The 18664-nt window shown below is 36.9% G+C and carries 19 protein-coding genes; all 19 read right to left on the bottom strand.

Annotated features, from left to right (window positions below):
- Window positions 1–5: 5 nt before the first annotated feature.
- The 19 genes from PEDSA_RS16070 to PEDSA_RS15980 all read right to left on the bottom strand — a co-directional run bounded on the left by PEDSA_RS16070 (window position 6) and on the right by PEDSA_RS15980 (window position 18622).
- The gene (locus PEDSA_RS16070) at window positions 6–1262 is read right to left on the bottom strand and encodes a pyridoxal phosphate-dependent aminotransferase (RefSeq protein WP_013634219.1); all 1257 of its coding nucleotides are present in this window, start codon (window positions 1260–1262) and stop codon (window positions 6–8) included.
- 104 nt (window positions 1263–1366) lie between these two features.
- Window positions 1367–2698, bottom strand: a complete 1332-nt coding sequence (gene argH / locus PEDSA_RS16065; RefSeq protein ID WP_013634218.1) for an argininosuccinate lyase — start codon at window positions 2696–2698, stop codon at window positions 1367–1369.
- A gap of 89 nt (window positions 2699–2787) precedes the next feature.
- The gene (locus PEDSA_RS16060; RefSeq protein ID WP_013634217.1) at window positions 2788–3147 is read right to left on the bottom strand and encodes a four helix bundle protein; all 360 of its coding nucleotides are present in this window, start codon (window positions 3145–3147) and stop codon (window positions 2788–2790) included.
- Between the two features lie 79 nt (window positions 3148–3226).
- Window positions 3227–4294, bottom strand: a complete 1068-nt coding sequence (locus tag PEDSA_RS16055) for a M20 family metallo-hydrolase (RefSeq protein ID WP_013634216.1) — start codon at window positions 4292–4294, stop codon at window positions 3227–3229.
- Window positions 4295–4300: 6 nt separating this feature from the next.
- Complete coding sequence (gene proC, locus PEDSA_RS16050; protein ID WP_013634215.1) at window positions 4301–5119, bottom strand: pyrroline-5-carboxylate reductase; 819 nt, start codon at window positions 5117–5119, stop codon at window positions 4301–4303.
- Window positions 5120–5121: 2 nt separating this feature from the next.
- On the bottom strand, window positions 5122–5778 hold the full coding sequence (locus PEDSA_RS16045; RefSeq protein WP_041537119.1) for a hypothetical protein: 657 nt from the start codon (window positions 5776–5778) through the stop codon (window positions 5122–5124).
- A 7-nt stretch (window positions 5779–5785) separates the two neighbouring features.
- Window positions 5786–6577 carry an acetylglutamate kinase gene (gene argB, locus PEDSA_RS16040; RefSeq protein ID WP_013634213.1) on the bottom strand — a complete coding sequence of 264 codons (792 nt, stop codon included), beginning with the start codon at window positions 6575–6577 and terminating at the stop codon, window positions 5786–5788.
- Window positions 6577–7524, bottom strand: a complete 948-nt coding sequence (locus PEDSA_RS16035) for a Rossmann-fold NAD(P)-binding domain-containing protein (RefSeq protein WP_013634212.1) — start codon at window positions 7522–7524, stop codon at window positions 6577–6579. The genes argB and PEDSA_RS16035 overlap by 1 nt, the downstream gene beginning before the upstream one ends.
- Before the next feature lie 132 nt (window positions 7525–7656).
- Window positions 7657–8787, bottom strand: a complete 1131-nt coding sequence (locus tag PEDSA_RS16030; protein ID WP_013634211.1) for an aspartate aminotransferase family protein — start codon at window positions 8785–8787, stop codon at window positions 7657–7659.
- A 33-nt stretch (window positions 8788–8820) separates the two neighbouring features.
- Window positions 8821–9174: a four helix bundle protein gene (locus tag PEDSA_RS16025; RefSeq protein WP_013634210.1), complete on the bottom strand. Its 354-nt coding sequence runs from the start codon at window positions 9172–9174 to the stop codon at window positions 8821–8823.
- 29 nt (window positions 9175–9203) lie between these two features.
- The gene (gene argC / locus PEDSA_RS16020; RefSeq protein ID WP_013634209.1) at window positions 9204–10238 is read right to left on the bottom strand and encodes an N-acetyl-gamma-glutamyl-phosphate reductase; all 1035 of its coding nucleotides are present in this window, start codon (window positions 10236–10238) and stop codon (window positions 9204–9206) included.
- Window positions 10239–10356: 118 nt separating this feature from the next.
- Entirely contained in the window at window positions 10357–11553 is a 1197-nt protein-coding gene (locus PEDSA_RS16015) for an argininosuccinate synthase (RefSeq protein WP_013634208.1), read from the bottom strand.
- Window positions 11554–11560: 7 nt separating this feature from the next.
- Window positions 11561–12232 carry an N-acetyltransferase gene (locus tag PEDSA_RS16010; protein ID WP_013634207.1) on the bottom strand — a complete coding sequence of 224 codons (672 nt, stop codon included), beginning with the start codon at window positions 12230–12232 and terminating at the stop codon, window positions 11561–11563.
- Between the two features lie 451 nt (window positions 12233–12683).
- Entirely contained in the window at window positions 12684–13712 is a 1029-nt protein-coding gene (locus tag PEDSA_RS16005) for a hypothetical protein (RefSeq protein ID WP_148233546.1), read from the bottom strand.
- Window positions 13713–13782: 70 nt separating this feature from the next.
- Window positions 13783–14649, bottom strand: coding sequence for a sugar phosphate isomerase/epimerase family protein (locus PEDSA_RS16000; RefSeq protein ID WP_013634205.1), 867 nt, complete (start codon window positions 14647–14649; stop codon window positions 13783–13785).
- Between the two features lie 8 nt (window positions 14650–14657).
- Window positions 14658–14984, bottom strand: coding sequence for a c-type cytochrome (locus PEDSA_RS15995; protein WP_013634204.1), 327 nt, complete (start codon window positions 14982–14984; stop codon window positions 14658–14660).
- Between the two features lie 11 nt (window positions 14985–14995).
- Window positions 14996–15568, bottom strand: a complete 573-nt coding sequence (locus PEDSA_RS15990) for a gluconate 2-dehydrogenase subunit 3 family protein (protein WP_013634203.1) — start codon at window positions 15566–15568, stop codon at window positions 14996–14998.
- Between the two features lie 7 nt (window positions 15569–15575).
- On the bottom strand, window positions 15576–17015 hold the full coding sequence (locus PEDSA_RS15985) for a Gfo/Idh/MocA family protein (RefSeq protein ID WP_013634202.1): 1440 nt from the start codon (window positions 17013–17015) through the stop codon (window positions 15576–15578).
- Window positions 17016–17206: 191 nt separating this feature from the next.
- Window positions 17207–18622, bottom strand: a complete 1416-nt coding sequence (locus PEDSA_RS15980) for a calcineurin-like phosphoesterase C-terminal domain-containing protein (RefSeq protein ID WP_013634201.1) — start codon at window positions 18620–18622, stop codon at window positions 17207–17209.
- Window positions 18623–18664: the final 42 nt, after the last annotated feature.

Raw genomic sequence — 18664 nt, 5'->3', positions numbered from 1 at the left:
ACTTTCTAAGCCAACTTACTCAAAGCCTCCCTCAAAGCAGGCAACTTAGAGACAATTTCCTCCCTGGAACAGGCACCTACCGACGCTCTAAACCAACACATATCATTAGTACCGAAAGAAGAAAACGGAACTAAAGCCACGTTAGCCTCTCTGATTAAATAAAAATTCAAGTCGGTTGATTTTTGAAGTAACTGCCCATCTGGGGTAGTTTTCCCTAAATAGTCTATTTTCAGACTTAGGTATAAGGCACCCATTGGTTCAATAGCATCCACAGCAAAACCTTCGTTTTTTAAGCTTATAATACCTTCATAAAGTGCATCTAAACTTAATTTAATTTTAGCTTTGAAAGACGCCAGAAAAGTATTTACTGCGTCCTTTTGGTCAAGATATTTAGCCATAGCAACTTGCTCTGCCTTTGGCGCCCAAGCTCCCATATGCCCTATAATCGCTTTCATTTTATCCATTACCTCTGCCGGCCCAAATCCCCAGCCAACCCTTACTCCGGTTGCGGCAAAACATTTAGAACTGCCATCTATAAAAATGGTATAATCTCTCATTTCCGGCATTAATGAGACCGGATTCACATGTTCATGCTCTCCGTAGGTCAAATGTGCGTACATTTGATCATACATCAAATAAAGCGGTTTCTCACCTTCCTTACGAGATTTATTCTCGTCAACTATAAGCTGACAGATTTCCTTCAAAGCAGGTTCGCTGAACATCGTCCCCGTCGGATTTAATGGAGAACAAACTGCAATCAAAGTTGCTCCTTTTACATGAGGAGTCAGGTCTGCTGCTGTAGGCAAAAAATTATTTTCCGCACTTACGGGTAAAGCAACGGCATCTGCGGAAAGCAAATGTGCATAGTGATTATTATTCCAGGATGGTATTGGAAAAATCACCTTATCTCCCGGGTCTACAATTGATAAAAAAGTACCGTAAATCAACGGCCTTGATCCTCCGGAAATCAGGATTTCGTTTTTTGCAGCATAATCCAATCCCATTCTGTCTTTTAGGAAACGGGATACACTTTCGCGTAAAGCCATTACACCATCGGCGGGAGGATAATTTGTTTGATTTTCTGCATAAGCATCAACTATATATTGCTTTAGTTCCTGAGGAATTGGATAAACATTAGAATCAAAATCACCAATAGTTAAATTGGCAACTTGTACTCCTTTGCTTTTCATCTCATTTACTTCACCTGCAATTTTTATAATTTCTGAACCAATTAAGGTTGATGCTAATACGGATACTTTCATTCTAATTTTTTATATAATAACTCACTTTGTCATTGCGAGGTACGAAGCAATCTTTTAATTAGGCAACCCTAGAAAAGATTGCTTCACTTTGTTCGCAATGACAACTAACGAACTAAATTCTGAATTGCTTTTTCTATTTTATTAAAGTTGAATTGCGCCTGAAGTTTTTCCATTGCTGTTTTCACTTCTTTCAAATTCAAATTTCCTATACTTCCTTCGTGAGTATGATTTACTTTTCTGTCTGTCTTAAACTGTCCTGCCTCAATGTCCAAACCTACCTTTTTATAAGCTTCACGGAAAGGCAGACCTTCTAACACGAGGTTATTCACAACTTCAACGCTAAATAAATAAGTGTATTTTTCATCATCTAAGATATTTTCCTTGATTTTGATATTCTTCAACATCAATTTGGCCATATCTAAACAACTCATTAAACTTTGGAAAGCAGGGAAAAGATTCTCTTTCAAAAGTTGCATATCTCTATGGTAACCTGATGGAAGATTCGTTGTTAACATAGAAATTGTGTTCGGCAAAGCTTGCAACTGGTTACTTCTTCCTCTGATCAACTCCCAAACATCAGGATTTTTCTTGTGTGGCATAATGCTTGAACCCGTTGTCAGTTCATCAGGAAAACTAATAAAGCCAAAGTTTTGATTCATGAACAGACAAGCATCCATAGCCATTCTATTAAGCGTTGCCGCGATAGAAGACATTGCTTGTGCCAAAATTCTTTCTGTTTTACCACGTCCCATTTGCGCATAAACCACATTATAGTTTAAACATTCGAAACCTAATAAATCCGTTGTCATTTGACGGTTTAAAGGAAACGATGAACCATAACCTGCAGCCGAACCTAATGGATTTTTATTGGTCACTTTAAAAGCGCCTAGCATAAGCTCCAGATCATCTATTAAACTTTCTGCGTAAGCACCAAACCAAAGTCCAAAAGATGATGGCATAGCAATCTGCAAATGTGTGTAACCTGGCAATAATTTGTCTTTGTGTATTTCCGCTAACTCTATCAAAAGATCAAAAAGTTCTTTTGAAGATTTAACCAATTCTTCGATCTGATGTCTGAAAAACAATTTCAAATCCACCAGCACTTGATCGTTTCTGGAACGCCCGCTATGTATTTTCTTTCCTGCATCTCCTACTCTCTGAGTCAACAATAGCTCCACTTGAGAGTGCACATCTTCTACCCCTTCTTCTATGATAAATTTTCCATCGGCAATTTGCTGATAAATATTCTTCAGTTCCCTTTGTACCAATGCTAAATCCGCATCGTCTAAAAGACCAATGCTATTTAACATTCTCGTATGGGCTAAAGAACCAAGTACATCAAAAGCAGCCAAAAACAAGTCCATTTCCCTGTCCTGACCAACCGTGAATACTTCTACCTGATTATTTACCGATGTGTTTTTTTGCCACAGTTTCATGCTTAATTACGATTTACGATTTACGATTTACGATTTACGCATTCTTCAAAGGGCAAATCTAAACCTCAAATCTTTAGTATAAAAATTCGTTATGTTTTTATTTTATTTCTGATTGTATTAATTGCCGACACTATAATAGATAACAGTTCATTTCCTTCCTTTTCTAATTCGGCTATTTCTCTAGATAAGTCATTATTAAAATGCTTCAATAAATCCAGAAAATGAAGTGTTTCATCTAATTCCTCTTCAACAATTTTTAATTTATTGATAAAATCAGCTGTTGATTTTGCTCTACAAGCCGCCCTGTAATTTGCACTGGAAGAGCTACTGCATCTAATTAATTGATTGCTGTAGTTTTTATTAATAATATTAAATGGCAAAGAAGCTATCAGTTCTGCATTTGCTATTGCAAAATCTCTAAATCTTGATATTAATTCTTCTTTTGTCATTTTATTTAGATCTCAGAATCAAGATTAGCAAGGACATCATGCAAATCCAATTCTAAAATCGTAATTTGTCCTTCGTAAATCAATTAATTCCTTCCAATAACTTGATATACATCTCTATTCCATCTCTAATTTCATCCACATAAATAAACTCATCTGCGGTATGAGATCTGGCTGAATCACCAGGTCCACATTTTAAGGATGGGATATTTAATAAAGACTGATCTGAGGTTGTTGGAGAACCATAAGTTTGTCTTCCTAAAGAAATTCCGTACTGAACTATCGGATGATCCATCGGAATTGACGATGGCTTTAAGCGAATAGATCTTGGCACTACCTCGCAATCTACATGTTGTTCAATAACATCCAAAACCTCTTCGTTGGTATAAGTATCTGTAACCCTTACATCAACTACAAAAGAACAAAGATCTGGCACGACATTATGTTGCTGAGTCCCTGTATTGATTACAGTTACCGACATTTTTATAGGTCCTAAGGTAGGAGACACCTTTTCAAACTGATAGTCTTTAAACCAATGAATATCTTTCAGAGCTTTATACAAAGCATTTTCTCCTTCATCTCTGGCGGCATGCCCGGCTTTTCCTCTTGCATGACAATCCAAAACCATCAAACCCTTTTCGGCTACTGCCAGGTGCATCTGAGTTGGTTCGCCTACAATGGCAAAACTGCACTCTCCTAAATCTGGAATAATAGATTCCAAACCACCTTTACCCGAGTTTTCTTCTTCAGCCGTAGCGGCCAAAACAAAATTGTATTTCAGATCTTCTCTATCATAAAAATGCCTGAAAGTAGCAATTAATGAAACCAAACAGCCTCCCGCATCGTTACTTCCCAAACCATATAACTTTCCGTCTTCCGAAACTTCGGGATTGAATGGATCTTTCGTATACCCTTTATTTGGTTTTACTGTATCGTGATGCGAATTTAAAAGAATAGTAGGTTTAGAAGCATCAAAATACCTATTGAAAACCCACAGATTATTTCCTTTTCTATGCGGTGTAATTCCTCTTTCGATTAAAAAAGCCTGAATCAAGTCAGCCGTTTTATCTTCTTCTTTGCTAAATGAAGGTATTGCGATCATCTGCTTTAACAGCTGAAACGCATCTTCGAACAAATTATCTACAGACATTTCTAATTATTTATCTTGACTTAATAAGTTTCCCGCTTTTTGCCCCGCTAATGTTATTCCTTTTATCAAAGCAGAACTAAATCCATTATGTTCCATTTCATTTAATCCTGCTATTGTACAGCCTTTAGGAGAAGTAACCCTATCTATCTGAACTTCCGGATGTCCTCCTAATTGGATCAGTAAATCAGCAGCTCCTTTAACCGTTTGAGATGCCATTTCCAACGCCTCATGAGAATGAAACCCCATCTGAACACCAGCTTCAGTTGCTGCTCTTATTGTTCTTAAGAAAAAAGCAATCCCACTGGAACAAAGTGCTGTCGCGGCCGGCATTAAATCTTCTTTGATTACCATAGCCACACCAACTGTACTAAATATGTTTTTTACCAATTCTATGTTTTCCTTGCTTGCATGGTCTCCCGCGATACATGTCATAGACTGATTTATTGCAATCGCAGTATTAGGCATCACCCTGATGACTTCTATATTTTTGTTCAGCTTTTTTTGAATATCAACCGAAGATACTCCGCTAATAATTGAGACAATCAAATGCTTTGATTCATCAACTACCGGAGCAATCTGATCCAAAACTTCATTCAATTGCTGAGGTAATACGCCTAAAATAATAATATTCGCTTCTTTAGCTGCTGCGACATTATCGTTGCTGATATTAAATCCTTGAGATTTATATTCTGCCAAAGCATCCAAATTCCTTCTGGTTAGGGTAATGGATGCAGGATCGCACATTCCCGATTTGGATAAACCAAGCGCAATATACGCTCCCATATTTCCGGTGCCTAAAATGGCTATTGAACTTTTGTTTGACATGATTAACTGTTTTGTTTTAGAGAAGCATTTTCTTTCAACAAAGCTTTAAATTGTTTCTCCAGTACTTTGGGTTCTAATGGATCCCTGTCCTGAATAAAAGATTTTTTATAAAAAAGCACTTTCCCGCTTTCACTATCTATTAAAAAAGCATGAACGTTCGAATTCCCTTTTATAGGAACCTGATAATACATTCCCATTGTCAAGATCCCCATAGCAACGCCCTTTCCAACTTCTTTTCCATAATTTCCCTTAGCCCTTGTAACTCCGGAAGAAAATATTAGTAAATGATGTTTTTTGGTGCTTTTTCGTAGTTCAGCCAAAAGGCTTTCTGGGATTAAAATTTCTTCTAAATTTTTTAATTTAGAACTAGCCTTCGATAAATCAACAACATCTTTTTCATACTGAACCCTTGTCTTACCTTCTAATAAGTTACTTTTTTCTGTGATATCGATATTGTAATTCTCAATAATACTATCAATCAATTGTGCCGAAATTAAGGATAAGGAATCATTATATTGCGCTTTATTTCCTTTCTGAATTTCCGAAATGTAGGTTACAGGAAAAACCAGACGGATATCCTTGATGTCAGATAATTTTGTTTGAGCACTTAGATCTATACCCAGCAGTACTAAAAATACAATAAAAATATTCCGTGCCATATTATCATTATAAAGACAAACAAGTTCCAAAGTCCTTGCCCTGATTAATATCCGATAATTTGCCTGCATTTCCAATATAAACCTCTTTTACACCATTAGAAATTGCAGCGAATGCATTTTGGAGCTTTGGTAGCATGCCATCAGCTATTATTCCTTGTTGAGTTAGCTCTTCAAAATAAGCTGGATTTATCTTGGCAATTACCGAATCGTCATTGTTTATATCGGTTAGCACTCCATTTTTTTCGAAACAGTAAATTAACTTAGTTTCATATCGGGAAGAAAGGCCAACAGCTAGTGCAGAAGCAATAGTATCTGCATTTGTATTTAATATCTGTCCATTTCCATCATGCGTTAACGCTGCAAAAACAGGGATTAAACCTGCTTCTAAAATCTGCGACAAAGTAGTATCGTTAATTGAAGTTTCTGTTAAATCTCCAACAAATCCAAAGTCCACTTCTTTTACCGGACGTTTTATGGCTTTAATGACATTTCCATCTGCTCCCGTCATCCCAATTGCATTGGTCCCGTTTGCCTGAAGCTTAGCTACCACATTTTTATTTACCAAACCACCATAAACCATAGTCACAATTTTCAGCATTTCTGCGTCTGTGATTCTACGGCCATTTACCATTTGGGTTTCCACACCTAAACCTTTAGCTATTTGTGTGGCTATTTTACCGCCTCCGTGGATGAGTACTTTTGCACCATCCAACGCAGAAAAGTCTTTTAAAAAAGAATCTAATGCTTCTGGGTTATCGATGACATTTCCACCGATTTTGATAATCCAAAGTGGTTTCATTATTTCCCCTCCAGCATTTGTTTTAAAACAGCCTGAGCAGCCCAAACTCGGTTATTGGCCTGATTAAGCACCAATGAATTTGGTCCATCAAGGATTTCATGCGAAAGCTCCAACCCTCTTCTTACGGGTAAACAATGCATTACACCTGCATTATTCGTCAGCTTTAATTTTTCGTTAGTCAGCATCCATCCCTCACCTTCAGTCAATATCTTACCGTAATCGTTATAAGACGACCAGTTTTTCACATAAACAAAATCGGCTCCGGCCAAAGCTTCGTCCTGATTATTGGTAACCATAGCATTTCCAACAAATTCTGGTGCCAAATCGTATCCTTCCGGATGGGTAATCACAAATTCGTAATCGGCTTTATTCATCCACTCGGCAAATGAGTTCGCTACCGCTTGAGGCAAAGGCTTCACATGCGGAGCCCATGTTAAAACGACTTTTGGTTTTGTCGTCTTTTTCAACTCTTCTATCGTGATCACGTCAGCCAAACTTTGCAAAGGATGCCTGGTAGCTGATTCCAAACTTACAATCGGACAGCCTGCAAACTGAACGAACTTATTAAAAATCAGCTCTGAATAATCTTCTTCTCTGTCTTTTAGCCCCGGGAAAGAACGAATACCGATGATATCACAATATTCCCCCATTACACCCGCAGCTTCGCGAATATGTTCAACAGTGGTGCCGTTCATAATCACACCGTCTCTAGTTTCCAAAGCCCAACCTTCTTTATCCATATTCATCACCATTACCTGCATTCCTAAATTCATTGCGGCTTTTTGAGTACTTAACCGGGTTCTTAAACTAGGATTCAGGAAAATCAAACCGATGGTTTTATGTTTTCCCAGATTTTCGAATGCGAACGGAGATGCTTTAAGCTGGATAGCTTCTGATACCAGTTGATTTAAATCATTAACATCGTGTACAGAAGAGAATAGTTTCATGGTCTTTAAAATTTTTGGTATGATCTATATAATCAAAATTTGGTATTAATATTTACGAACAAAGCTAGTTTTTATCTTCCATATTTTATGAGCTGATAAAAACTAGCTTTGCCATTTTTTTATATTTATATTTTATTCAATTACTTTTTTTAATGCGGTTAAGAATCTGTCGGCATGTTCTTTTGTCAAATTAAGCGCCGGCAATAGTCTGATTACATTTGGTTTGGCTTCCCCTGTAAATATATGCTCTTCAAAAAGCAGTTTCTTTCTTGCCTCGCTTAATTCTTCAGGGAGTTCAACACCAATCATTAAACCTAAACCACGCACTTCTTTTATCTTGTCGATTTTCCTTAATTCTGTGATCAGATAATTACCTACCTCTTCGGCATTTTTTATCAATTGATTCTTCTCGAAAACCTCTAATACCGCCAACGCCGCCGCACATGCCAGGTGATTTCCGCCGAAAGTTGTACCTAACATGCCATGCCAAGGTTTCAGTTTTGGCGAAATGATTATTCCACCTATAGGAAAACCATTTCCCATTCCTTTTGCCATAGTATAAATATCTGCATCTACCCCTGCATAATCATGTGAAAAGAACTTTCCGCTCCTTCCATATCCACACTGTATAGAATCGGCGATATAATAAGCGCCATACTCGTCGCACAAAGAACGGATGGTTTTCAAGAACTCAACATCAGCGACTCTTATTCCGCCTACACCTTGTATGCCTTCAATAACAACTGAAGAAATCTCATTTCCAAAATCAGCGAAAGCTTTATTCAATGCTTCAATATCATTATGAGGCAAGAAAACTACATTATCTGTTTCATTAACAGGAGCTATAATTTTTGGATTATCCGTTGCAGAAACCGCCAAAGATGTACGTCCGTGAAATGCTTTGGAAAATGCTATGATTTTCTTTCTTTCATTAGCAAAAGAGGCTAATTTAAATGCATTCTCATTCGCTTCTGCTCCCGAATTACACAAGAAAAGCTGATAATCTTCTTTTCCGGAAACCTTTCCTAATTTCTCTGCCAATTGTTCTTGCAAAGGAATTCTGATAGAGTTTGAATAAAATCCGATTTTATTCAATTGTTCTGTAATCCTCGATACATAATGAGGATGAGTATGTCCAATAGATATTACAGCGTGACCACCGTATAAATCTAAATATTCCTGACCATTATTGTCCCAAACAAGGCTTCCCTGGCCTTTTACAATTTCTATATCATTTATTGGGTATACGTCGAATAGTTTCATTTTTTTAATAGTTTAAAGTAGAAAGTTCAGAGTTTAAAGTCTGACTTTCTTGATTAATGCAATAAGCATTGCCTTGTTTTCGCCAATTAATTTATTAATAAGCTCAAAGTCAGTTTCAGTTATAAGTTTAAGTTCAATAGCTAAGAATACAAGATATTCTACTTCTTGGCAAGACCCTAACGATATTTGCAGAAATGAAGCAAAATCCTTTTGCGTGAATCTACCAGACCCTTCAGCTATATTTGTTGGGATAGATACCGCTGCTCGTCTCAACTGACTTACTAATCCAAAAGTTTCCTCTTTGGGAAAATCTTTTGTAAGCCTGTAGACTTCTAGAACCAGCTCATGCGATTTACTCCAAACTAAAAGGTCTTTATAATTTTGCAACTTTCCACTTTTAACTTTAAACCTTCAACTTAAAAATTAACCGCTTTCAATCTCAATCCTTCCTTCTCATCAAAACCAAACATCAGGTTCATATTTTGTACTGCCTGACCAGAAGCGCCTTTCAACAAATTGTCTGTAATAGACAAAATCATCAATTTGTTGCCGTGTTTCTCTAAATGCAGTAAGCATTTATTGGTATTTACGACTTGTTTTAAATCTATATTTTGCTTACTGACATGCGTAAATGGCGCATCGGCGTAAAAGTCTTCGTAGATTTTCTCTGCTTCTTCCAGAGTCAAATCGGTTTCTAAATAAACAGAGGCCATAATGCCTCGGGCAAAATCTCCCCGGTAAGGGATAAAATTGACGGCTTTATCGAAATCCGGTTGTAACTGATGTAAGCTCTCACCTATTTCATTCAAATGCTGATGTTCAAAAGCTTTATAAACCGAAAGATTGTTGTTTCTCCAGCTAAAATGGCTCGTCGCAGTGGGCTTTTGTCCAGCTCCAGTAGACCCCGTTGTCGCAGCAATGTGCACTTCATTATTCAGTTTCCCAGCTTTTGCCAAAGGCAATAATGCCAATTGTATACAAGTAGCAAAACAACCCGGATTAGCGATATTATGAGCCTTCTTTATTGATTCTTTGTTCAGCTCCGGCAAACCGTACACAAAGGCCGAAGGCTTAACACTTAAAGCTGAAGGCTGATTTTCCTGTCCATTGCTTTCCGCTTTTGGCTTTTGGCTTTTAGCCTTTAAACGAAAGTCCTGAGATAAATCAATAATCTTTATGGCATCATTTATCGGATTAGCTTCCAGGAATTTTCTCGCATCACCATGACCAACGCAAAGGAACAAGACATCTATATCCTGCGAAATCACATCGGTGAATCTTAAATCTGTATCCCCAAATAAATCAGTATGAACGTCTGAAATTAAATTTCCGGCATTACTGTTACTATGTACAAAAGCAATTTCTACTTTCGCATGGTTTACCAATATTCTTAAAAGTTCACCCCCGGTATATCCGGCACCTCCAATAATTCCAGCTTTAATTTTTTCCATTTTTTTAGTTTGTTCGTTGATAGTTGTCCGTTGGTTAGAACTTACCGCCCTAAACTACTATATATTTCTACGTCCAATGCCTCAAGCATTTTGCCCTGAAGGGATGCCTTTGGCACTTTTAGCCCTTTGCTTCATTCACTTTGTGCCAAATAGACACTTGGTTACCAAATATTTTAGAGAAACCTTTCACATCATCGCCAGTATAACCTTCATTCATTTCTCCGTAAGTACCATATTTGCTGCTCATTAAATCATGGTCAGACTCAATTCCCTCTACCACAAATCGGTATGGATATAATTGAACATAAACTTTTCCAGAAACGGTTTTTTGTGAGTTAATGAAAAAAGCTTCGATATCTCTCATTACCGGATCATGAAATTGCCCTTCATGCATCCAGTTTCCGTAAAACATCGCCAATTGGTCTTTCCAGGAAAGCTGCCATTTGGTTAATGTATGTTTTTCTAAAGCATGGTGCGCTTTAATAATCACCACTGGCGCCGCTGCTTCAAATCCAACGCGACCTTTTATACCAATAATCGTATCACCTACGTGGATATCCCTTCCAATTCCATAAGGAGCAACAATTTCCTGTAAAACTGAAATAGCTTCTGTCGGATGGCTATATTTTGTTCCATTAACCGCGACCAATTCCCCCTTCACAAATTCCAGCTCCACTTCTTCCTGACCTGTTTTGGTTACTTGTGTTGGCCACGCCTCTTCTGGTAAAACGCCTCTGGAAGATAAAGTCTCCTTGCCTCCAACAGAAGTTCCCCAAATACCCTTATTGATCGAGTATTTCGCTTTTTCCGCATTGATATTCACACCATGAGAATGCAAATATTCAATCTCGGCTTCACGACTCAATTTTAAATCACGTATAGGTGTAATGATTCCTACTTTCGGGATCAGGATATTGAATATCATATCAAAACGCACCTGATCGTTACCAGCACCAGTGGATCCATGTGCTACAAAATCCGCATTGATTTCTTTTGCATAATTTGCAATTGCAGTGGCTTGTGTAACACGCTCTGCACTTACAGAAAGCGGATAAGTATTGTTTTTCAATACGTTTCCAAAAATCAAATATTTTAAATAATCGTCATAATACCCTTTAACCGCATCAACTGCATGATGAGAAGCAACACCTAAGCTATAAGCTCTCTCTTCAATCTCTTTTAATTCCTGATCAGAAAATCCACCAGTATTTACAATTACAGAATGTACTTCTAAATCTAAATCTTTAGACAAATAGATACAGCAAAATGAGGTATCTAATCCTCCACTAAAAGCTAAAACTACTTTTTTCTTCATCTTTATATTATGCGTTTTGGGTTCTAAACAAATTAACAGTTACCATTTTTAAAGAGTTACGAAGCTTAGCTTCTATACGCTCTAATAAAGTGGCTTTTTTGGTGATTTTTTTTAAGCGTTCTTCTTCCTGAATTCTCTTGTCTTCAGGATCGTAAAGCATCGCAGTACACATGCAGTTTTGTCTGTTCTTAGACATTAAAATGTCGTAATTTACACAACTTTGACATCCTTTCCAAAAGTTATCATCCTGTGAAAGCTGCGAATAAGTCACCGGTTCGTACCCTAATTCCGAGTTAATCTTCATTACGGCCAATCCTGTAGTTAGTCCAAAAATCTTTGCATCCGGATATTTTTGTCTTGACAATTCGAAAATCTTAAATTTAATTGCTTTAGCCAATCCTGCTTTTCTATAGATTGGATTTACAATTAAACCCGAATTTGCCACAAACTCTCCATGGCTCCAGGTTTCAATATAACAGAATCCTGCCCATGTTCCGTCTTTATGCAAAGCAATTACGGCCTTACCTTCCAACATTTTATTGGCGACATATTCCGGCGAACGCTTGGCAATTCCGGTTCCTCTAACTTTTGCAGAGGCCTCCATTTCATCAACAATAGTTTGTGCAAAACCTACATGTTGAACTCCGGCAACAAGAATATTAAAATCGTTAATGTGCATTTTTAGAAATCGATAAATCCATCGAAGGGATTTTAATCAGTAAATAAAAAAATGATTTAAAAACTGTTTACAACAAACAGAAAAAGCACAATTGAGATATTACCAATCTCTATTAAGATCTGGTAACAAAAAGAGGTCTTCGTCGCAATATGCGTATAGATGTATAAATTTCAGAAAGCAACACCTGAAAGCTCACCGTTTTCGTAGCGGTGTAACCCTTAGAGATATTTAAAAGTAGTTGTTTCATTTTCATTTATCCATCAGACACTTAAGGCCGATTTTGAGATGCAAAAGAGCGTATTATTTTCATTAAATACAATAGATTTATCAATTTATTGAAAAAATAACATTCAGATGCTTTTTCCGGTATTTCCAATAAAAGAATAAAATCACAACAAACTCTTTTTCAGGAAATAAAAAAATAAGATATGCCTTCCGTTGGAAGTCCCCTTTAATTCATATATTCTTTTCTAAGCTGAGAAAAACGAAGGCTATAAATCTGAGATTGATCTTTCGCCCCCAGAATGCGATATAATTCGGAAAACTGTCTGGATAAATCAAGATCGTAATTTACATACTCCGGATAGGTAACGATAATATTTTCTGCCGATTTCAGATCGGAAAGTGCCAGGGAAAGATTTCCTCCCTTAACTTTCAATTTTGCAATCATCAAAAGATTTTTCAACTCGCTTTCTTTATTGTGTAACTTCAACGCCAATTCTCGTGATTGTAAAAAGAACCATAATGCCTCGGTCTTTTTAGACATCTTGAAATAGTTTTTGCCAAGTTGATAATACGCTTCCATTTCTAATTTGGAATCGCCCAAATGAAAAACCTTCATCAGAATCCGTCTTAACAGAAGCTCTTCCGCAGCTTTATATTGTTTATCCTCATACAGCAAGTTTGCTTGCCAAAAAAGACTTTTCACCAACATTAGTTCATTATCAGCATGCTGATAAGCGCGTATTGAAATAGAATTGTTAAAAAAGGCCGCTTTTTCTTCTTTACTTAAAAAAGAAATTTTCGACAGAAACATGGCCATTTCCGCAACCTGCTGATCTTGTCTTTTCAATTGATACACAAACAAAGCTTCTTCAATATGCCGTTTTGCAAAGCTGATTTTAGCGCTTAAGAAATCTTCAACTGCCAAATACTCCAGCATTTTAGCTTTTGTATCCAAAAAAATAGGTAAAGAATAAAATGACAACCTTTCTGGAACAGAATGGAAACTATAGCGATACTCCAGACTTCCAAAATAACTTAGATATGCATTTAAGGTCAATGGATTTTTAAGATAGTAAGATAAATCGATTTGCAGATTTTGAATTTCGTCGGCCAGCAACGCAGCATCATCCTGGTGACTAAAAAGCGAATCTAAAAAAAGCTTTCCGTCTATAGTGTTTTGTAAATTTATATTTGAAGAAAAGCTAATCTTGCTTAAAATTAGTATTGGAGCAATGAGCAAAATGATTTTCTTCACAAACATGCATCAAATTTACGTAAGACCAGTTAAAAAAAAGAGGTTGTCTTCAAACAACCTCTGGCACTTTTTATTGTATACTTTTCAAATATTTTATGCTCCTGTTGATACTTTCGAACGGATCTATTTCAAAATTTTCCTGTTCTACAATTGCATATTTCAAACCTGCAAGCTTAGCTTCTTTCAGGATTTTCTTATAGTCAATGGTCCCATTTCCAATTTCGGTATTCTTGGTCTCATCAGACTTCCGAATATCTTTTATGTGCCACATGGTAAATCTGCCCGGGTATTCTTTAAATAAAGCATCAATATTTTGATTGGCTCTGACAGCCCAATACAAATCTATTTCGAATTCCATTTCAGAAGACTTCAATTCTTTTAATAAGATTTCATAACCGGTATTTCCACCTAAATTATTAAATTCAAAATCGTGGTTATGATAAGCCAGTTTCAATCCTGCTTTTCGGAAGATTTCAGACACTACTTTCAATTTTCCGGCAAACTCTTTAACCTTCGCTTCCGAATCAAAAATCTTCTTATTTATATGTGGAACAATAATATATTTTTGATTTAAGGTTTTCGCCACACTGATATAATCTTCTAATACGTCATGATCTATGGTACCTTTTTCCAAAAATCCAAACTCGTAATGCCCACCCTGAGTAGTTAATTTGTATTTGTCCAGAAGTTTCTTGAAGTTTTTAGGGCTTAGTCCCCAAAAACCGTTCTTTTTGGAATATCCATAAGGCTCTACAAAAGAATAACCTGCTTTGGAAACTTGTGAAATTATATCTTCTACACTTCTTTTACCAAACTCGTTTCTTAACGAATAAAGCTGTAATCCATAAGCCCTTGGTTGAGTTTTTGCATTAGCCAATATACTTAACGATAAAACCAAAGAAAGGCATATCAAAAAACTTCTTCTTAAAGTATTCATAGTTACAACTATTTAATGGTTAAAATATATTTCACCATCTCTTCGGCATCTTTTTTACTCATTTGCGGATGTGGTGTCATAGGAATTTGACCCCAAACGCCTGCTCCTCCTTTTATTACTTTTCCGGCTAATAATGAAATATTTTTGGAATTGGACGGATATTTAGCCGCAATATCTTTATATGACGGCCCTATTAATTTAGATTTTTCTGTGTGACATGATTTACAATCCGATTTTGATATCAGTTGTTTGCCCAGTGGTTCGTTTGTGTCTTGTGCCTTAACGGATAGAAAAATACCCATAAAAAAAGCAGTAGCAATAAATTTATAGTTCATTTAAAATTTGGTTATGGGTTTAAATATACGGGATCTCCTTTTTTATACGAAATACATCCTTCATATTTTCCAGGAACTTCCTCATAAGTCAATTGTTGTGTACCTCCAATTTCAGAAGTAAAATAGCCTAATAAAGTTAATTCTTTCATCAATCTGAAATAGTGAGTCGGCTTCTTGGCTCGCTGATTTTCCTTCTGATCTTTGTCCAACTTAATCAACAATACTTTTCGTTCTTCGGGAGAGCATGAAAGAAATGCCTTTCCAAACATCGTATTCGATTCTTCGTTTATTTGAGTAAGACCTTTTATAAAATTGTCCCTAACATTTGGCGTATAACAATCGGTAATCATTAATGCCATAAATTCACCCACTTTAGCAGCTTTTGCTCCCGGGGTTTTAGTTTCGGGAATTATTGTATCCGCAACCTCGTCTAAAAGCTGAATATCTTTCGCAGAAAAAAGATCATTGGTTTTTAATGCGGTTTGTCCGCCAAATTTCGATACTGCAAATAGTTCTTCACTGATAAAGGTTGTCCCTAGTAAAGCTCCTACTGCTGCGAGCGCATCGCGTCTATTCATTTTCATTGCTATTTTATAATAATTTGAACCCTTCTCGGTATTCTCTTTTTACAAACTGATTTACTTCATCGAAATTGGTTACCCTCATATTGGCGTCATCCCAAATTAATTTAATATTTCTTCCTGGGAATGTTTTCTTACCATTTTGCAGAACCTCTACATCATGGGCTCTTATCGCCAGGTTTGCTATAAGTAACGATTCTGTAAGCGCTGCCGCTGTTTCAAAGGGAGAGCTTACTTCTCCTTTGCCAAAACCCGCAATAGAAGCTTCTACCCATTGTTTATAATGCCCCCCTGTACTGCCTTCAACTCTCTTCTTAGTTTCTGGAACATTCACTTCTGCGTTTCTGGATAGCGGTATTAATCTTGGGTTCTCATTATAGGTACCGCACATCATCTTACCCTTTGTACCAATAAACAAAGCTCCATTTCCTCCTCCAAAATTGTCATTAGCATCTAGTTCTTCCGGTCTTTCTGGTTTAATACCACCATCCATCCAGTGAAGCTTTAGCTTTGTTTTATTTCTTGGAGTTTCGTTGAAAGTAAGAATAACATGACTTGATGGAGGACAGCTTTCCGGAAAATATCCTCGTTTAAACTCATCAACATATACCGTTCCCACGCTTGCCTCCACTTGCGATGGACTTTGCAGATGCAATACAGAACAAGGCGCATCAAGCAAATGACATCCCATATCTCCCAATGCACCGGTTCCAAAGTCCCACCAACCGCGCCAATTAAACGGAACCACTTTATCTACATAATCCCGGTACTGTGCAGTTCCCAGCCATAAATCCCAATTTAATTCCTTCGGAATTTGGGCTTTATTTGTGGACCAAGGAATTCCTTGTGGCCAAACAGGTCTATCCGTCCAACAATAAACAGTATGAATATCTCCTAAAACTCCTGCTTCAAACCATTCTTGCATTTTTCTAAGCCCATCATTAGATGCGCCCTGGTTTCCCATTTGAGTAATTACTTTATATTTTTTTGCCGCATCTTTCAATACCCTTGCCTCATAGATGTCGTGTGTTAACGGCTTTTCTACAAAAACATGTTTTTTCAACTGCATTGCTCCTAACGCAATAACAGCATGATTATGATCAGGTGTTGAAACACAAACGGCATCAAACTTTTTATGGTCTTTATCAAAAAGCTCCCGCCAGTCCTGATAATATTTTGCCTTTGGGTGCTCTTCTCTTGTCTTAGCAGACCTTCTATCATCCACATCGCATAAATGAGAAATAACAGCTTTTTCCGAATTATAAATATTTTTTAAATTGGAATAGCCCTTCCCTCCGGTACCAATACCGGCAACATACAATTTGTCACTCGGAGCTAAAAAGTTCTTTCCTCCCAGAACATGTCTGGGAACGATTGAAAAGGTAGCTGCAGCAATAAGTCCTGATTTGATAAATTTCCTGCGAGAAGAATCTTTTTCTGTATGTTCCATTGGTTACAATTTGATTTTTGAAAATAGCAATTTATCTTAAAAAAACTTCCTAAATCCAAAAAATTAAGGTTATTACCAACAAATTTCTTTGCAAATAAAGATAACCTTAATCTCCAGATTGATATATCTATACTTTTACGTCCATCCCTATTATATAAAAGTCCAAGAAATATATTCCAGATATTAAATCTCTATGATAACTGATGAGCACCTTCGTAAACTTTTCCGAACCTGTCTGTCACTTTAATTTTAATACTAGTAACTCCCGGATCAATATGAGCCATAAACAAATGTTCGGTTCTTTTAGGTTCTACCCAGGATCTTGAAGACGGCAATTTATCACCTTTATATAAACGCACCGTCTGTGGATCATATCCTTTGGTTTGTTCCAGTATGCCCATAAACTTATTATTTCCCCACCATTCCACTTTCCATTGCTCATCCCAGTTCCACACATTTACAATCAATCTTTTTTGTGCAGTCAGATCTTGTATGTCATAACTATACTGGTAGCTTTTGTCCAATCCTGTTGGTTTATAATACCAGGAAAGTTCATTCCCATTCACTTCATAAACACCATATCCACGTGGCGCACCGTCTCCACATACCGGACCTGTCCACCAGGCACCGCATACGGTTCCATGGACATGTTCGTACACTCCATTTTTCTGATAATTATTGTTGTAATGTGTATGTCCAGACATGATATGTACCTTTCTTCCCTCTAAAATATTATACAATTCCTCGTTATTTTTCACTGAGTTATGAACGGGGATATGAAGACAAACTATTATCAGGTGATCTTTGGGAACATATTTTAAATCTTTCTTGAGCCATTCAAGTTGTTCTTGTACGATGTAGCCGTCATATTCTCGCTCTGTTCCAAGATATCTCACATCATCCAGAATTACATAGTGAGCCTTTCCTCTGTTAAAAGAGTAATAAGTTGGTCCGTAACTAGATTTAAAGGTACGATCGGAAGTTTCATCTCCTCCTTGTCTATAATCCATGTCATGATTGCCCAGAGCTTGAAAAAATGGTATTCCCATTCTTTTAACTGCTTCTGTATAATCTGGTATCAATTTATGGTTGTCCCAAACAATATCTCCAACTGTTATTCCATGAACCAACACATCTTTACCCATGCTTTTTACCAGTTCTTGCACATCAGGTACAGATGTTTCCAGCATTTGCTTTACATCGCCTTTTGTCTTTACCTGAGGGTCTGCCCAAATGATAAACTGATGTTTTGTATCATCTTTGGACAACTTCTTCAATTTAAAATTGTATTCATTTCTAGCTCCCAGATTCTCATGCTGTTTTGCCAGATACCCGTTGTCTACTTCAAACTCATATCCTGAAGGGGTACTCAAAACGATAAACTCTGAGCGGTCAGTTAATGGTAAAGTGTATTTACCTTTTGCATCGGTCGCTACCACTTCAAAGCCGTCTGAAATAACCACATTTTTTAGGGGCTTTCCATTACTTGTAACACTTCCCGAAATAGTATTGCTATGTTTAAGGTTGGTGAAGGCATTAGACTTTAAACTAATGGCCATTCCGCCCGCCATAATTCCTATAGACTGTAAGAAACTTCTTCTTTCCATATCATATAAATAATTCTAATTTTCTTTTTTTAAACTTCTCCT

Source organism: Pseudopedobacter saltans DSM 12145, from assembly GCF_000190735.1.
In the GTDB taxonomy this organism is placed as follows: domain Bacteria; phylum Bacteroidota; class Bacteroidia; order Sphingobacteriales; family Sphingobacteriaceae; genus Pseudopedobacter; species Pseudopedobacter saltans.
Note: the sequence above shows the minus strand (reverse complement) of the source record. Positions and strands in the feature narration are given on the sequence as shown.

Coding starts and splice junctions, on each gene's coding strand:
- PEDSA_RS16070 (WP_013634219.1), bottom strand. CDS start 1,262: ATGAAAGTATCCGTATTAGCATCAACCTTAATTGGTTCAGAAATTATA.
- argH (WP_013634218.1), bottom strand. CDS start 2,698: ATGAAACTGTGGCAAAAAAACACATCGGTAAATAATCAGGTAGAAGTA.
- PEDSA_RS16060 (WP_013634217.1), bottom strand. CDS start 3,147: ATGACAAAAGAAGAATTAATATCAAGATTTAGAGATTTTGCAATAGCA.
- PEDSA_RS16055 (WP_013634216.1), bottom strand. CDS start 4,294: ATGTCTGTAGATAATTTGTTCGAAGATGCGTTTCAGCTGTTAAAGCAG.
- proC (WP_013634215.1), bottom strand. CDS start 5,119: ATGTCAAACAAAAGTTCAATAGCCATTTTAGGCACCGGAAATATGGGA.
- PEDSA_RS16045 (WP_041537119.1), bottom strand. CDS start 5,778: ATGGCACGGAATATTTTTATTGTATTTTTAGTACTGCTGGGTATAGAT.
- argB (WP_013634213.1), bottom strand. CDS start 6,577: ATGAAACCACTTTGGATTATCAAAATCGGTGGAAATGTCATCGATAAC.
- PEDSA_RS16035 (WP_013634212.1), bottom strand. CDS start 7,524: ATGAAACTATTCTCTTCTGTACACGATGTTAATGATTTAAATCAACTG.
- PEDSA_RS16030 (WP_013634211.1), bottom strand. CDS start 8,787: ATGAAACTATTCGACGTATACCCAATAAATGATATAGAAATTGTAAAA.
- argC (WP_013634209.1), bottom strand. CDS start 10,238: ATGGAAAAAATTAAAGCTGGAATTATTGGAGGTGCCGGATATACCGGG.
- PEDSA_RS16015 (WP_013634208.1), bottom strand. CDS start 11,553: ATGAAGAAAAAAGTAGTTTTAGCTTTTAGTGGAGGATTAGATACCTCA.
- PEDSA_RS16010 (WP_013634207.1), bottom strand. CDS start 12,232: ATGCACATTAACGATTTTAATATTCTTGTTGCCGGAGTTCAACATGTA.
- PEDSA_RS16000 (WP_013634205.1), bottom strand. CDS start 14,649: ATGAATACTTTAAGAAGAAGTTTTTTGATATGCCTTTCTTTGGTTTTA.
- PEDSA_RS15995 (WP_013634204.1), bottom strand. CDS start 14,984: ATGAACTATAAATTTATTGCTACTGCTTTTTTTATGGGTATTTTTCTA.
- PEDSA_RS15990 (WP_013634203.1), bottom strand. CDS start 15,568: ATGAAAATGAATAGACGCGATGCGCTCGCAGCAGTAGGAGCTTTACTA.
- PEDSA_RS15985 (WP_013634202.1), bottom strand. CDS start 17,015: ATGGAACATACAGAAAAAGATTCTTCTCGCAGGAAATTTATCAAATCA.
- PEDSA_RS15980 (WP_013634201.1), bottom strand. CDS start 18,622: ATGGAAAGAAGAAGTTTCTTACAGTCTATAGGAATTATGGCGGGCGGA.